Raw genomic sequence first — 15420 nt, 5'->3', positions numbered from 1 at the left:
CCTGGGAGGCCCGGTCAGTTCACCCGGGCAGCGGGGGTGCGCACAACGCTGGGCGCTCATGAAGAAGCGCAGCACACTCCTCGCCCTGGCCACCGTCACGGTCATGGCCGCCACCACCGCACTGCTGCCGTCGGCGCAGGCCACCGGCTCGCACGGCTCGCACGGAAAGCCCGGCCACGGCGACAGCCACGGCGGCACGCTCGACCTCACTCTCCTCGGCCGCTACGAGAGCGGCAAGTACGACGAGGGCGGCGCGGAGATCACCGCGTACGACGCCCGGACCCGCCGGGTCTTCACGATCAACGCGCAGGCCGGCACCGTCGACATCCTCGACATCCGGAACCCCGCCGAGCCCCGCAGGACCGGCCAGTTGGCCACGCCCGGCGCCAACAGCGTCAGCGTCCACGACGGCCTGGTCGCCGTCGCCCAGCAGGCCGGGGCCAAGACCGACCGGGGCACCGTCTCGTTCTTCCGCGCCTCCGACGGCCGCAAGCTGAAAGAGGTACGCGTCGGCGCCCTGCCCGACATGGTGACGTTCACCCCGGAGGGTGACCGCGTCGTCGTCGCGAACGAGGGCGAGCCCGACTCGTACTGCCCGCCCGGCGGCGAGGAGCCCGCCGGCACCGACCCCGTCGGCTCGATCAGCGTCATCGATCTCGACCGGGGCCGCGGCGGCGACCTGCGCCGCGCCACCGCGCGCACCGCCGGCTTCGAGAAGTGGGACCGCAAGAAGAAGGACCTGACCCGGGACGGCGTACTGATCTACGGTCCGAACGCCTCCGTCAGCCAGGACATCGAGCCCGAGTACGTGGCCGTGTCCGAGGACGGCCGCACCGCCTGGGTCACCCTCCAGGAGAACAACGCGCTCGCGCTCGTCGACCTGCGCCGCGCCGAGGTCCAGAAGATCGTCCCGCTCGGCGAGAAGGACCACTCCAGGCCCGGCAATGGCCTGGACGCCTCCGACAAGGACGGCGTGAACATCCGGACCTGGCAGGTCAAGGGCCTGTACAAGCCCGACGGGATCCACGCCTTCACCGCGCGCTCCGGCTCCTCGCGCGGCGAGTACACCGTCAGCGCCAACGAGGGCGACGCCCGCGACTGGGACTGCTTCGCCGAGGAGGTGCGGGTCAAGGACGTCGAGCTGAACCCGAAGGCGTTCCCGGACGCCGCCGCGCTCCAGAAGGACGACGCGCTCGGCCGCCTCAACATCACCAGCACCTCACCGGTCGACAGCCAGGGCCGGGTCACCGAGCTGAACTCGCTCGGCGGTCGCTCCATCTCCGTACGCGACGAGCGCGGCCGGCTCGTCTGGGACTCCGGGGACGACCTGGAGCAGCTGACGGCGAAGGCGTTCCCGGAGAACTTCAACACCGACAACGCCGAGAACGACCCCGACAGCCGCAGCGACAGCAAGGGTCCCGAGCCGGAGGGCATCACCACCGGATCGGTGCGCGGTACGACGTACGCCTTCGTCGGCCTGGAGCGGCCCGGCGGCATCGCGGCGTACGACCTGAGCGACCCGCGCCGCCCGAAGGCCGCCGGATACGTCAACTCCCGTGATTTCGACGGCGATCCGGAGGCCGGTACGGCGGGGGACCTGGGTCCGGAGGGCGTGCTGTTCGTCGCCGCGAAGGACAGCCCGACCGGTGAGGCGCTGCTGGTGGTCGGCAACGAGGTGAGCGGTACGACGTCGGTCTACCGGGTCGGCAAGGCGTAAGGGATCACCCGGCGACGGCTCGCAGCGCGCCCGGCCTGCGGCCCGCGAGCGTGTCGAGCGCCGTGGCCGTGGCATCGTCGGCCGGCAGGTGCACGACGAGGCGGAAACCCTGCCCGTCGGGCAGCTCCAGCGTCTCGTCCGCCAGCCGTAGCTCGCCCGCACCGGGGTGCGTCAGCCGATGCACCCCGGTGCGCTCGGGCGCGCGCAGGGGCAGCCCCCAGCGCTCGGTGAACTCGGGGCCCGCCAGCAGGGTCAGCTCCTCCACGAGCGCGACCAGATGCGGGTCGTCGGGCAGCGAGTCGTTCCTGACGTGGGCGATCTGTTCGTCGGCGGCGCGCTCCCACTCCGGGTACGCGGCGCGGGCCCGGGGATCGGTGAACAGGAAACGCGGCAGGCTCGGCACGGGCGCGTCGAGCAGACCGAGGGGGCCGAAGAGGCGTTCGTAACCGCCGGTGCGGGCGACCACCTCGCCCAGCCGGTTCAGCAACACGGCCGGCGCGGGCTCCAGTTGGCCGAGCAGGGCGTGCAGCGTGGGCCGCACCTCCCGGTCCGGCGGCCGGGTGGCGCCGAGGCAGAGCTTGATCGAGCCGTTCGTCACCTTGAAGGCATGCATCAGCTCGCCGCGCGCCTCGACGGACAGCCGCAGCGCGTCGGCGAGCGCGGCCAGGATCTGCGGGGACGGGTGACGGTCCCGACCCTGCTCCAGCCGGGCGAGGTATTCGACGCTGATCCCGGCGAGCGTGGCCAGCTCGGACCTGCGCAGCCCGGGCGTACGCCGACGGCTGCCCGCCGGGAGCCCCACATCGGCGGGGGTGACGCTCTCGCGTCGCGTCCGGAGGAACCGGCCAAGCTCGCTGTCACTCACACCACGCAATGTACGCCCGCGCGCGAGGCGGATCGTAGCCCTCGTGGTACCAGCCTGGGCCCGGCCTTCCTCCGGGCGGCCGGTGCGTACACGGTGGGGGACGACCGGAACCGTCCGGTCACTCCCCGTGTACGTCTTCCGAGAGGTCCCCGTGTTCATCGCCTATGCCGTCATCGGCATCCTGCTCGCCGCCGCGCTCAGCGCCTCGGCGTTCGCCATGGCCACCCGCCACGAGGCGATCACCACCAACATGACGAAGCTCGCCGTGCCGGACTCCTGGCTGCCGCGGCTCGCCTCACTCAAGGCCGCGGGCGCGCTGGGGCTGCTGGTCGGGCTGTGGGTGCCGTTCCTCGGCGCGGCGGCGGCGATCGGCGTCTTCCTGTACTTCGCCGGCGGCGTGTACTACCACGTCAGGGCGAAGGACTACGCGATCGCGCCGGCGGTGGTCTTCCTCGTCCTGGCCGCCGCCGCGCTGATCCTGCGGATCGCGACCGCCTGAGTACTCCCGGACATCACGGCGTACGGCGTACCGACCGCCCCGCCAGCACGTCCGTGCGCCGCCCGTCCTCGATCACGAACCGGCCGTCGATCAGCACATGCGGGATCCCCACCGGCAGGGTGCGCGGGGACGCGAAGGTCGAGCCCGCGGCCACCGTCTCCGGGTCGAAGAGCACCAGGTCCGCGCGGTAGCCCTCGCGGATCAGGCCGCGGTCCGTGAGGCGGAGGCGGGACGCCGGGCGGGAGGTCAGATGGGCCACGCACTCCTCCAGTGACAGGACGCCCAACTCCCTCACGTACCGGCCGAGATACTGCGGGAACGTGCCGTACGCGCGCGGGTGCGGCTTCGCGCCCTGGAGGATGCCGTCGCTGCCGCCCGTGTGCACGCGGTGGCGCATGATCTCCCGCACGTTCTCCTCGTGCCCCACGTGCTGGAGGATCGTCGAGCCCAGCCGGTCGTCGATCAGCAGCTTCCGGGCGGTCAGCCAGCCGCTCTCGCCGCGCCGCCGCGCCGTCTCCGCGATCGTCCGGCCGACATGCGCCATGAGCGCCGGGTCCGAGACGCCGGAGATCTCGATGGTGTCCCACTCCATGGGCACACCGTGGCAGCCGTCCGCGCCGATCTCCTCCATGTGATGCCGGATCTTCTCCGCCGTCGCCGCGTCCCGCAGCCGCTCCAGGATCGCGTCCTGGCCGCCCGCGCTCGCCCAACTGGGCAGCATCGCCACGAGTGTGGTGCAGCCCGGGGTGTACGGATAGGTGTCGAGCGAGATGTCGGCCCCACCGTCCAGCGCCTTGTCCAACAGGGCGGTCAGATCAGGTGCCTTGCCCTTGTTCACGCCGAAGTTCATGGTGGCGTGGGCGAGATGGAGCGCGCAGCCGGCCGTACGGGTGAGGTCGACCATCTCCTCGTACGCGCGCAGGGCGCCCGCGCCGTAACTGCGGTGGTGCGGGCAGTAGTAGCCGTCGTAACGGGCCACCACCCGGCACAGCTCGGTGAGTTCGGCGTCGTCCGCGTACATGCCCGGGGTGTACGTCAGCCCGGACGACATCCCGACGGCGCCCTCCTCCAGCGACTGGGCGACCAACCGCCGCATCCGGTCCAGCTCGGCGGCGGTCGCCGGGCGGTCGTCCTGGCCGACCGCGTACATCCGGACCGTGCCCTGCGGGACGAGATAGGCCGCGTTGACGGCGATGCCCCGGCCGTCGAAGCCGTGGTCGAGCCGGTCCAGATACTCACCGACCGTCCGCCAGTCGAAGTCGACCGAGGTGTCACCCGGCCCGCCGCCGTTCCAGCCGGTGATCGCCCTGCGGACCTCGGCGAGCGTGGCGTCGTCGACAGGGGCGTACGACAGCCCGTCCTGGCCGATCACCTCTAGGGTCACGCCCTGCGCGGCCTTCGCCGAGTGGTCGGGGTCGCGCAGCAGCGCGAGGTCGCTGTGCGCGTGCATGTCGATGAAGCCGGGGGCGAGGGCGAGGCCCCCGGCGTCCAGGACACGGGCGGCGGACAGGGGCGCGCCCGCGCCCGGCCCGTGCCGCCGGATCTCGGCGATACGGCCGTCGGTGACGCCGACGTCCGCCCGGTAGGAGTCCTGACCCGTGCCGTCGACGACACGCACGTCCCGTATGACGAGATCCATGGCCCAGCAGCTCCCAAGCTCCTAGAAGAATGTACGGACGAAGTCGGTGACCGTGCCGTCCGCGTCGGCCAGCGGGATCAGCTGCCACTTGTCGAACGACGTGCACGGATGCGACAGACCGAAGCCCACCCAGTCGCCGACCTCGATCACCGCGTCGGGCGACGTGTGCAACTTGCCGTGCTGGTCCGACAGGCCGGTGACCGTGATGCCGCGCGCCGGACGGATCTCGCCGGTGCGCGCGTCCCGCACCACCTGCGCCTCCGGCAGGTCGAGGTCGTACGCCGCGTCCCGCTTGCCCGCGTTGACGAAAGCCTGCTCGGGCGACGGGCGCGAGATCACCTGCGCCCAGAGCCGGAAGGCCGGCTGGAGCGCGCCCTCGGCCGGGACCCGGTTGAAGGGGGTCAGCCGCTTGTAGTGGCCGTCGTCGTGGGAGACGTACGCCCCGGAGCGCAACAGCTTCAGTACGGGGCGGGACAGCACCGGGATGTCGGCGAAGACCTCCGCGACCGCGTCGAACCACGCGCTGCCGCCCGCGCTCACCACGATCTCGTCCACGGTCCCGGAGAACCGGCCCGCCGCGTCGAACTCGGCCGCCAGCGCGGTCAGCCGGCGCAGCCAGGCGCGTACCGTCTCGTTGTCGGCGTGCGGCACCTCGCCCTCGTAACCGGCGACACCGACCAGCCGCAGCGTGCCGGTGGCGGCCACGGCGTCGGCGACCAGCGCGCACTCGGCCTCCTTACGGACGCCGGTCCGCGCCCCCTCGCCCGCGCCCAGCTCCACGACGACGTCCACGGGGCGCGAGGCGCCGGCGGCGCGCAGCGCCTCGTCCATCAACTCGACGCCGCGCACGGAGTCGACGTAACAGATGAAGCGGAAGCCCGGGTCACTGTCCAGCTCGGCGGAGAGCCAGCGCAGCGCGACCGCGTCCACGACCTCGTTGGCGAGGAAGATCCGCTGGATGCCGAACGCCCGGTAGACACGCACCTGGTGGGGGAGCGCCGCGGTGATCCCCCAGGCGCCGTAGTCGAGTTGGCGCGCGAAGAGCTGCGGGGACATGGACGTCTTGCCGTGCGGGGCGAACGCGAGGCCGTGGCGCTCGGAGTACGTCTCCAGGAGCGCGAGGTTGTGGGTGAGGGACTCGGCGGAGAGGGCCAGCACCGGGGTGGTGAAACCGCCGGTGAAGAGGGAGCGGTGCTCGGCGGCCAGCTCGGCGACCGTGAGCCCGTCGGCGTCCGGGGGCAGACCCTTGAAACGGTGGTCGAGACGCTCGTTCCTCAGGTGCTCTTCGCCGAGCCGGTAGCCGACCGTCATAAGGTCTCCTCCATCTGTCGTACAGGCTTCTGTCGTGCGTCCATCTCGTTGCAACATGTGCAACGCCCATTGCGTATAACGCTTGACGCTGTCTAACATCCGAGCCGTCGCCGGGTCAATGATGAGCCCCCGGCGCCCCCGGACGGTGAAGGCCACCGGACCTGACGAACGAGGAGCCCCGAGTGCCCGCACCGGTAGCAGCGGACCCGACAAGCCCCGGCGGGCCGCCCGAGGCCGCCGAGGTCGTCTGCCTCGGCGAGTCGATGGTCACCTTCCTGCCCTCGCGCCCCGGCCGCCTCGCCGACGTCCCCGCCTTCACACGCACCATCGGCGGCGCCGAGTCCAACGTCGCCTGCGCGCTCGCCGCCGCCGGGCACACGGTGAAGTGGATCAGCCGCGTCGGCTCGGACGGCTTCGGCGACCACCTCGTGGAGGCCATCGGCGCGTACGGCGTCGACACCTCCGCCGTACGCCGCGACGCGGCCGGCCGCCCGACCGGCATCTACTTCCGTACGGCCACCGACCGCTCCACCACCGCCCACGAGGTCGCCTACTACCGCGCGGGCTCGGCCGCCTCCGCGATGTCCCCGGAGACGATGGACCGCGCCGACCTGTGGTCCGGTCGCGTCCTGCACCTGTCCGGCATCACCGCCGCGCTCTCGGACGACTGCCTCGCCCTGATCCGCGAGCTGGCCGGGCGCCGGGTGGACCGCCCGCTGCTCTCCTTCGACGTCAACCACCGGCCCGCGCTCTGGCGCGACGGCTCCGGTCCGGACGTGCTGCGGGAGATCGCGCGCGGCGCCGACCTGGTCTTCGTCGGCGACGACGAGGCAGCGCAGCTCTGGGACCTGCACAGCCCGGCGGCGATCCGCGAGGCACTGCCCGAGCCGGCGGTGCTGGTGGTGAAGGCGGGGGCGGACGGCGCCACCGCGTTCGTACGGGACACCGACAGCGGGGCGGACACCGTCACGTCCGTGCCCGCCCTCGGCGTCGACGTCGTCGCGGCCGTCGGCGCGGGCGACGCGTTCGCCGCCGGCTTCCTGTCCGCGACCCTCCGGGACCTGCCGACCGAGGCCCGGCTCCGCCACGGGCACCTGATGGCCGCCGCCGTACTCACCGACGCGGGCGACGTCTGCGTCCCGGCCGCCCGCGCCCACGCGGACCGGCTCGCCGCGCTGGACGACCGGGCGTGGGGCTCGCTGCGACTCGGCGCGGGATGGACGTCCGAGACCGGCGCCTCCGGCACGGCCGCGGCCGACGCGACCCGTCCGGGAGCGGTGCAGGCCGACGCGACACTTCCGGAAGCGGCACAGGAAGCAGCGGTACCCACCTCATGAGCCAGACCGTCGACCGCGCGCTGAGCATCCTGCCGCTCCTCGCCCAGGGCCCGGCCGACCTCGGACAGGTCGCCGCGCGGCTCGACGTACACAAGTCCACGGCGCTGCGGCTGCTCCGCACACTGCACGAACACGGGCTCGTCTACCGCCAGCAGGACCAGCGCTACCGCCTCGGCGCCCGCCTCTTCGCGCTCGCCCAGGAGGCCGTCGAGAGCCTGGACGTACGCGAGATCGCGCACCCGCACCTCCTGGCGCTGGGCGAACAGTGCGGCCACACCGTCCATCTCGCCGTCATAGAGGACAGCGAGGTCCTCTACATCGACAAGGTCGAGAGCCGCTATCCGGTGCGGATGTACTCCCGGATCGGCAAGCCGGTCGCCGTCACCGTCGCGGCCGTCGCCAAGCTGCTCATCGCCGACCTGTCCGAAGCCGAGCGCCGCGCACTCGCCGAGCGGCTCGACTTCCCCATGTACACCCCCCGTTCGATCCCGAACGCCGCCGCCTTCCTCAAGGAGCTGGCGACCGTACGCGAACAGGGGTGGGCCACCGACCTCGGTGGTCACGAGGAGTCCATCAACTGCATCGGGGCCCCGATCCGCGGTGCGGACGGCCGGGTCGTCGCCGCCATGTCGGTGTCCGCACCGAATGTCGTCGTCACCGCCGACGAACTCCTCGCCCTGCTCCCGCTGTTGCGCCGCACCGCCGACGCGATCAGCCGCGAGTACTCGGGCAACGCGCACCAACCGGCACCCGTACCTTCTGTTCTTCAGAAAGAGATCTCATGAGCGACCAGAGCGCGAAGACCGCAGTCGTCCCCGCCACGCACGCCGCGCCGCCGGCCAAGTTCTCCCACGGCGTCCGCAAGGGCAACATTCTTCAGGTCGCCGGGCAGGTCGGCTTCCTCCCGGCCGTCCCGGGCGAGGCCCCGACCGTCGCGGGACCGACGCTGCGCGAGCAGACGCTCCAGACCCTCGCCAACGTCAAGTCGGTGCTGGAGGCGGGCGGCGCGAGCTGGGACGACGTGATGATGCTGCGCGTCTACCTCACGGACGTGGCGCACTTCGCCGAGATGAACGAGATCTATAACACGTACTTCGAGGAGCAGAACCTCCAGGACCCGCCGGCCGCCCGTACGACCGTGTACGTCGGCCTGCCCGCCGGGCTGCTCATCGAGATCGACGCGCTGGCCGTACTCGGCTGAACCCACCGTTCATCGCTCCACGTCTCCGGCACGGCGCCTCTTCCCCCTTACCCCACGGGCGCCCTGCCGCGATTCCCCCTGCTCCGAAACCCGCTCCACACGCACTGATGCACGGAACCAGAGGTCCCCCCTCATGCTGCTCGCCGCCGAAGCTCCCCCCACCCCCGAGGCTCCGCCCCACACCGGTGGACTGCTCCTTCTCATAGACGGGACGGCCGGTCTGCTGACCGTCGCCGTCCTCGGAATCGTTCTCCTCCTCGTCCTGATCATCAAGGTCAGGCTCCAGCCCTTCGTCGCCCTCCTCGGCGTCTCCATAGCCGTCGGCCTCGCCGCCGGACTGTCCGTGACCGAACTCTTCGGTACGGTCCAGAAGTCGGCCGCCGTCTCGATGATCGAGTCCGGCATGGGCGGCATCCTCGGCCATGTCGCGATCATCATCGGACTCGGCACGATGCTCGGCGCGATCCTCGAAGTGTCGGGCGGCGCCGAGGTGTTGAGCACCCGCCTGCTCAACCTCTTCGGTGAGAAGCGCGCCCCGCTCGCCATGGGCGTCACCGGTGTCGTCTTCGGTATCCCGGTCTTCTTCGACGTCGGCATCTTCGTCCTCGCGCCGATCGTGTACGCGGCGGCCAAGCGCTCCGGCAAGTCGATCCTGCTGTACGCGATGCCACTGCTCGCCGGCCTGTCCATGACCCACGCGTTCCTGCCCCCGCACCCGGGTCCCGTCGCCGCCGCCGGTCTGTTCAACGTCGACCTCGGCTGGGTCATCCTGATGGGCGTCGTCGTCGGCGTCCCGGCCGTGCTCGCCGCCTGGGTCTACGCGGCGTGGATCGGAAAGCGCCTCTTCGTCGACGTACCGCAGGACATGGTCGAGGCCGCGGCCGAGGCCAAGAACGCCGTCGCCGCCGAGCAGGAGGCTTCGGGCGTCACCCCGCCCGAGAAGCCGGTCGCCCTCGGCACGGTGCTCGCGATCATCGGCACCCCGCTGATCCTCATCCTGCTGGCGACGTTCTCCTCCATCGCCCTGGACCCGAGCACGCTCCGGTCGGTCGTCGAGTTCTTCGGCCACCCCTTCGTGGCGCTGACGATCGCGCTGGTGCTCGCGTACTACCTGCTCGGCATCCGGCGCGGCTGGTCCCGCAAGTCCCTGGAGACCGTTTCCACGGCCTCCCTCAAGCCGGTCGGCAACATCCTGCTGGTGGTCGGCGCGGGCGGTGTCTTCGGAGCCGTACTCAAGGGCAGCGGCATCGCCGACGCGCTCGCCGACACCTTCAACGACGTCGGTCTGCCGGTCATCGTGCTGGCGTGGCTGATCTCGGTCGTGCTGCGCGTCGCCCAGGGGTCGGCGACGGTCGCGATCGTCACCACGGCGGGCATCGTCGTACCGCTGGTCGAGGGCCAGGACATGTCGCAGGCCCATCTCGCGCTGATCATCATGGCGATCTCGGCGGGCTCGATCTTCGCCTCGCACGTCAACGACGGCGGCTTCTGGATGGTGGCCAAGTACTTCGGCATCTCCGAGCGCGACACCCTGAAGTCGTGGACGGTGCTGGAGACGGTCCTGTCGGTGGCCGGATTCGTGGTCGCGGCGCTGCTCAGCCTGGTGATTTAGGTACGGTACGACTCCATGTACCCCGAGCCGAACCCGTACGCGACTCCGCCGGCGAACCCGTACGCGAACCCGTACGCGAATCCGCAGCCGCCGCAGCCGCCTTCGCATGTGAACCCGGAGTTCCTCGCCGCCGACAGCCGCAGCGGCATCGTCATCGACGAGACCGGTGTGACCTTCGACTTCGAGGGGCAGAGCGCCGAGTTCCCGTGGGCCGACATCCAGAGCATCCACTCCAAACCGGGCGTCGGCGGCCACCGGCTGATGGTGGCCGTCGTCCTGCCCGGCGGGAAGTTCTACGAGTGCGGGGTGAAGGCCCGTAACCGCGAGACGCTGAACCACTGGTTCCGCGATCTCGGTCATGTCCTCCAGGTCTATCTCGGCCGCCGGGACAATCCGGCCTACGGTACGGCCCCCTGGACCTCCTAGCGGCCGTACCGCCCCCGGAGGCCGTATCGCCCGCCCGCCCGCCCGACGGAAACGGAACCGAGACCGCCGGCCCTCTTGCGCGATCTTCGTCGTCCCGCTTTGGTGACCCAAGTCACTTATGGGGACGAGTGTGGAGGTCGACGCATGGCAGATATCACCGAAAGCGGTACGGCGGCGAGCAAGTCCGGTCCGCGCAAGTCGAGTTGGAGGTACATCGGTCCCGGCATCGTCGTGGCCGCGACCGGTGTGGGCGCCGGCGACCTGGTCGCCACCCTCATCGCGGGCAGCAAGTTCGGATACACGCTGCTCTGGGCCGCCGTCATCGGCTGCGTCGTCAAGATCTCGCTCGCCGAGGCGGCCGGCCGCTGGCATCTCGCCACCGGCCGCACCCTGTTCGAGGGCTGGCGCAGCCTCGGCCAGTGGACCACCGTCTACTTCGCGGTCTACGTCGTGATCTGGGGCTTCGTCTACGGCGCGACCGCCATGTCGTCGAGCGCCCTGCCGATCGTCGCGCTCTTCCCCGACGGCCCCGGCCTCAAGACCTGGGCGATCGTCTTCGGTCTGCTGGGGCTGCTGTTCGTCTGGTTCAACAGGTATCTGGTCTTCGAGAAGTTCATGACGGTCGTCATCGGCATGAAGTTCCTGATCGTCGTGTACGTCGCGATACGCGTCGCGCCCGACCTCGGGGCGGCCTTCGCGGGGCTCGCCCCCGTACTGCCGGACGGCTCGCTGCTCTACACCCTCGGCCTGATCGGCGGGGTCGGCGGCACGATCACCATGGCCGCGTACGGCTACTGGGTCAACGCCAAGGGCTGGACCAACACCAACTGGATGAAGGTGATGCGGATCGACAACCGCGTCGCCTACCTCACCACCGGCGTCTTCGTCGTCGCCATGCTGATCATCGGTGCCGAGCTGCTGCACTCCTCGCAGATCGCGCTCACCACCGGCGACCGGGGCCTCATCGACCTCGGTGCGATCCTGGAGGACCGCTTCGGGGTGGTGACGGCGAAGCTCTTCCTGATCGGCTTCTTCGCCACGTCCTTCGGCGCGCTGGTGGGTGTGTGGCACGGCGTGAGCCTGATGTTCGCGGACTTCGTGGAGCGCTTCCAGCGCGAGCGCAGGACAGGCGCCGCGGTCGGCGAGGGGACGGTCGAGGAGGTCGCCTCGGGTGCGCGCGAGCGGTCGGTGCCGTTCCGGGCGTATCTGCTCTGGCTGACCTTCCCGCCGATCGGACTGCTCTTCCTGGACCAGCCGTTCGGGCTGGTCGTGGTCTACGGCGTGCTGGGTGCCTTCTTCATGCCGTTCCTGGCGCTCACGCTGCTGTGGCTGCTCAACTCCTCGCGTACGCCCGCGGAATGGCGTAACGGCATCGTGAGCAACGTGATGCTGGCGGCGGGCGGGCTGCTGTTCGTCATCCTGTGCGTGCAGCAGGTGCGGGATCTGCCCTGGTAGAGGCTCGGGAACACACGGTGGCGCCGTCGGAGTCCGACGGCGCCACCGGTCTGTGGGGGGTGGTTCCGGTGGTGAGACGCTGTTGCTACGGCAGGGCGTGGACGTGCGGGCCGACCGCGTTCGACCAGGCGTCGCCGGCCGTCGCGTCCCAGTTGGTGGACCAGGTCATCGCGCCGCGCAGACCCGGGTAGGTCTTCGACGGCTTGAACGAACCGCAGTTGGTGCCCTTGGTCAGACAGTCCAGCGCGTTGTTGACGATGCCGGGCTCGACGTAGCCGCTGCCCGCGCCGCTCGGCGAGGCGGGGACGCCGATGCCGACCTGGGAGGGGTCGAGGCCGCCTTCGAGCTGGATGCAGGCGAGGGCGGTGAGGAAGTCGACGGAGCCCTGTGAGTAGACCTGTCCGTCGCAGCCGAGCATCGAACCGCTGTTGTAGTACTGCATGTTGACGACGGTGAGGATGTCCTTCACGGCGAGCGCCGTCTTGAAGTACTCGTTGGACGTCGACTGCATGTCGATGGTCTGCGGCGCCATCGTCAGGACGAAGCCGTCGCCCGCCTGACCGGCGATCGACTTCAACGCCTGTGTCATATAGGTGGAGTTGAGGCCGTTCTCCAGGTCGATGTCGACGCCGTCGAAGCCGTACTCGTCGATCAGCCCGGACACGGAGTCGGCGAAGGCGTTCGCGGAGGCGTCGTCGTTGATCGCGACGGTGCCCTTCTCGCCGCCGATGGAGATGACGACGGACTTGCCCGCGGCCTGCTTGGCGGCGACGTCGGCCTTGAACTGGTCGTCGGTGTAACCGCCGAGACCGGCCGAGTCGAGGGTGAAGTCGACCTGTCCGGGTGTGGCGGTGGCGTCCGCGAACGCGACGGCGATGATGTCGTACTCGTCCTGGACCTCGGCCAGCGTCTGGACGGTCGCGCCGTTGTTGAAGTTCTGCCAGTAGCCGGTGACGGCGTGGGCCGGTACGGCGGCGGGTGCGGCGGCCGGGGCGGGAGCGGGGGCGGCGTTGGCCGCGGGCACGGCCAGCCCGGCGGCGAGAACGCCTGCCACGGCGAGGAACTTGAGCGTGTGCACTGCATGGCCTCCGTGGGGGGAGATGTGGGGGAGGTGCTTAACGGTGGCCACCGTTTGAACGTACAAACTGGTCCAGACCATTGGCCTTGTCAAGGGCCTGGACAGGATGGGCCGTTTTCGGCCGGGTGGGGCGGCCGGTGGCGCGCGGTGGCCGGGCTCGCAGCAGCGCCGCCGGGGGAGCGGCGGCGCTGCTGGTCTGTGAGTGGGGGTTCCGGGCCTTTGCCTTACGGGCTGTTGTTACGGCAGGGCGTGGACGTGCGGGCCGACCGCGTTGGACCAGGCGTTGCCGGCCGTCGCGTCCCAGTTGGTGGACCAGGTCATCGCGCCGCGCAGACCCGGGTAGGTCTTCGACGGCTTGAAGTTGCCGCAATTGGTGCCGCGCGTGAGGCAGTTGAGGGCGTTGTTGACGATGGTCGGCGAGACGTAGCCGCTGCCCGCGCCACGGGTGGAGGCGGGGACGCCGATGCCGACCTGGGAGGGGTCGAGGCCGCCTTCGAGCTGGATGCAGGCGAGGGCGGTGAGGAAGTCGACGGAGCCCTGTGAGTAGACCTGACCATCGCAGCCGAGCATGGAACCGCTGTTGTAGTACTGCATGTTGACGACGGTGAGGATGTCCTTCACGGCGAGCGCCGTCTTGAAGTACTCACTGCCGGTCGACTGCATGTCAATGGTCTGCGGCGCCATGGTGATGACGAGCCCGGACCCGGCCTTCGCCGACAGCTGCCGCAACGCCTTGGTCAGATAGGTGGAGTTGATGCCGTGTTCGAGGTCGATGTCGACCCCGTTGAAGCCGTACTCCTGCATCAGGGCGTAGGTGCTGTTGGCGAACGCCGTCGCCGAGGCGTCACTGTTGATCGTGACGTTGCCCTTCTCGCCGCCCACCGAGATGATCACGGACTTGCCGGCGGCCTTCTTCGCGGCGACGTCAGACTTGAACTCGGCGACTCCCGAGTAGCCGACGGCCGGGTCGAGGTTGAAGACGATCTGGCCGGGCGTGGTGGTCGAGTCGGCGAACGACACGGCGATGATGTCGAACTGGGCCTGTACGTCCCGGAGTTTCTGGACGGTCGCGCCGTTGTTGAAGTTCTGCCAGTACCCGGTCAGCGCGTGCTTCGGTACGCCGGGCCCGCCCGGGTCACCGCCGCCCGGTGAGGTCCGCCCGCTGACGGCCGCCGACTTCGCGGACTCGCCGACGGCGTTGGTCGCCGACACCTGGAACTGGTACGAGGTGGCCGCCGCCAGCCCCGTCACGGTCGCCGAAGTCCCGCTCGCCGTCTGGACCTTCGTGCCGTCCCGGTAGATGTTGTACCCGGTCGCGCCGGTCACCGCGTTCCAGCTCAGCGCCACCGACGACGCGGTCACGGCACCGACCCCGAGCCCGGCGGGAGTCCCCGGGGCCTGCGGGTCGGGATCCGGGTCGCTGCCCCCGCCGCCGTCCGGCCCGAAGACGGACAGGTCGTCGACCACGTACGCGCTCTGCCCGTACCAGCCGTGCGTGTACACGGTCACCGCACGCGTCGACGCGCCGGTCCTGAAGGTCGTGGTGAGCTGCTTCCAGCCGCTCTCGCCGGGCGTCCAGGTCGACACGTCGGTCGTCCCGGTGCCACTGGCCCCGAGATACGCGTACCCGCCCTGCACCCACGCGCTCAGCGTGTAGGTCGAGTTGGGCTGCACGGCGACGGACTGCGAGCACTTCGCGTTGTCCTGCCCGGCGGGCGTCCCCTTCAGCGCGCCTGCCCCGCTCCGTACGGGAGACCCCACGACGGCCCCGCTCCCGCCGGTACAGCTCCAGTTGGCGAGCCCGGACTCGAAGCCGGCGTTCTTGGCGACATTGATGTCGGCGGCCTGCGCGACACCGCCCATCCCGCCCACACTCAGGGCCCCGGCGGCCATGACGGCCACCACCCCGCCCAGCCAGCTCCGCGCGCGCCCTCCGAGAGGGTGCCGTGCTCCGGCTCGGACTCCGGATCGGGCGCTGAGTCCGGGTCTGCGTCCGGGTCTGCGTCTGCCGTCGGATACGCGTTCCACTTGATGCCTCCGCTGGGGGTCTGGGGATGGAGGTGCGAGTTGGGAACGGTGGCCACCGCCTGGCCGTAAAAATGGTCCAGACCATTCCAGTTGTCAATACCTCTGGCGCGAGATTCCGGCACCGGCGGAGTCTGTCCGGCCGGGTCGGTTTCCGGCCATCGACGGGGACCTGATCAATTCACGTGATCAATTCCCGCGCGGCGGTGACCAGTTGTGTGTAACTTGTGACCGTCCGCATGGGGAGTGTGGGCA

The 15420-nt window shown here is 70.5% G+C and carries 13 protein-coding genes; 8 read left to right on the top strand and 5 right to left on the bottom strand.

The features are described from left to right. The first annotated feature begins 58 nt into the window (after window positions 1-58). Window positions 59-1717, top strand: coding sequence for a choice-of-anchor I family protein (locus tag ACFUN8_RS12600; protein WP_383635038.1), 1659 nt, complete (start codon window positions 59-61; stop codon window positions 1715-1717). Between the two features lie 4 nt (window positions 1718-1721). On the opposite strand, the gene ACFUN8_RS12595 is transcribed toward ACFUN8_RS12600, so the two are convergent. Then, a complete protein-coding gene (locus ACFUN8_RS12595; RefSeq protein ID WP_383635036.1) occupies window positions 1722-2582 on the bottom strand; it encodes a helix-turn-helix domain-containing protein in 861 nt (286 codons plus the stop codon). 151 nt (window positions 2583-2733) lie between these two features. On the opposite strand from ACFUN8_RS12595, the gene ACFUN8_RS12590 reads away from it, so the two are divergent. Then, window positions 2734-3081: a DoxX family protein gene (locus ACFUN8_RS12590; protein ID WP_383635035.1), complete on the top strand. Its 348-nt coding sequence runs from the start codon at window positions 2734-2736 to the stop codon at window positions 3079-3081. Between the two features lie 13 nt (window positions 3082-3094). On the opposite strand, the gene ACFUN8_RS12585 is transcribed toward ACFUN8_RS12590, so the two are convergent. Both ACFUN8_RS12585 and ACFUN8_RS12580 read right to left on the bottom strand, forming a co-directional pair. Continuing rightward, window positions 3095-4720 (bottom strand): amidohydrolase family protein, encoded by a 1626-nt coding sequence (locus ACFUN8_RS12585; protein ID WP_383635033.1) that lies wholly within the window; start codon window positions 4718-4720, stop codon window positions 3095-3097. A 21-nt stretch (window positions 4721-4741) separates the two neighbouring features. Continuing rightward, window positions 4742-6031, bottom strand: coding sequence for an amino acid deaminase (locus ACFUN8_RS12580; RefSeq protein ID WP_383635031.1), 1290 nt, complete (start codon window positions 6029-6031; stop codon window positions 4742-4744). 182 nt (window positions 6032-6213) lie between these two features. On the opposite strand from ACFUN8_RS12580, the gene ACFUN8_RS12575 reads away from it, so the two are divergent. From ACFUN8_RS12575 to ACFUN8_RS12550, 6 genes are all read left to right on the top strand, one after another. Further along, window positions 6214-7368 (top strand): sugar kinase, encoded by a 1155-nt coding sequence (locus ACFUN8_RS12575; protein WP_383635029.1) that lies wholly within the window; start codon window positions 6214-6216, stop codon window positions 7366-7368. After that, window positions 7365-8153, top strand: coding sequence for an IclR family transcriptional regulator (locus tag ACFUN8_RS12570; RefSeq protein ID WP_382565883.1), 789 nt, complete (start codon window positions 7365-7367; stop codon window positions 8151-8153). The genes ACFUN8_RS12575 and ACFUN8_RS12570 overlap by 4 nt, the downstream gene beginning before the upstream one ends. After that, window positions 8150-8569 carry a RidA family protein gene (locus tag ACFUN8_RS12565; protein ID WP_383635027.1) on the top strand — a complete coding sequence of 140 codons (420 nt, stop codon included), beginning with the start codon at window positions 8150-8152 and terminating at the stop codon, window positions 8567-8569. Before ACFUN8_RS12570 ends, ACFUN8_RS12565 begins: the two co-directional genes overlap by 4 nt. A gap of 133 nt (window positions 8570-8702) precedes the next feature. Further along, window positions 8703-10181, top strand: a complete 1479-nt coding sequence (locus ACFUN8_RS12560) for a GntP family permease (protein WP_382565887.1) — start codon at window positions 8703-8705, stop codon at window positions 10179-10181. Window positions 10182-10196: 15 nt separating this feature from the next. Beyond that, a complete protein-coding gene (locus ACFUN8_RS12555) occupies window positions 10197-10607 on the top strand; it encodes a hypothetical protein (protein WP_383635025.1) in 411 nt (136 codons plus the stop codon). A gap of 144 nt (window positions 10608-10751) precedes the next feature. Further along, on the top strand, window positions 10752-12062 hold the full coding sequence (locus ACFUN8_RS12550) for an Nramp family divalent metal transporter (RefSeq protein WP_383635023.1): 1311 nt from the start codon (window positions 10752-10754) through the stop codon (window positions 12060-12062). 85 nt (window positions 12063-12147) lie between these two features. Here ACFUN8_RS12550 and ACFUN8_RS12545 read toward each other — a convergent pair whose 3' ends face one another. Beyond that, window positions 12148-13191: a chitinase gene (locus ACFUN8_RS12545; protein WP_383635021.1), complete on the bottom strand. Its 1044-nt coding sequence runs from the start codon at window positions 13189-13191 to the stop codon at window positions 12148-12150. Between the two features lie 186 nt (window positions 13192-13377). Further along, on the bottom strand, window positions 13378-15033 hold the full coding sequence (locus ACFUN8_RS12540) for a chitinase (RefSeq protein WP_383635019.1): 1656 nt from the start codon (window positions 15031-15033) through the stop codon (window positions 13378-13380). Window positions 15034-15420 lie beyond the last annotated feature (387 nt).

Origin of the sequence: Streptomyces sp. NPDC057307 (assembly GCF_042667665.1) — a bacterium.
In the GTDB taxonomy this organism is placed as follows: domain Bacteria; phylum Actinomycetota; class Actinomycetes; order Streptomycetales; family Streptomycetaceae; genus Streptomyces.
Note: the sequence above shows the minus strand (reverse complement) of the source record. Positions and strands in the feature narration are given on the sequence as shown.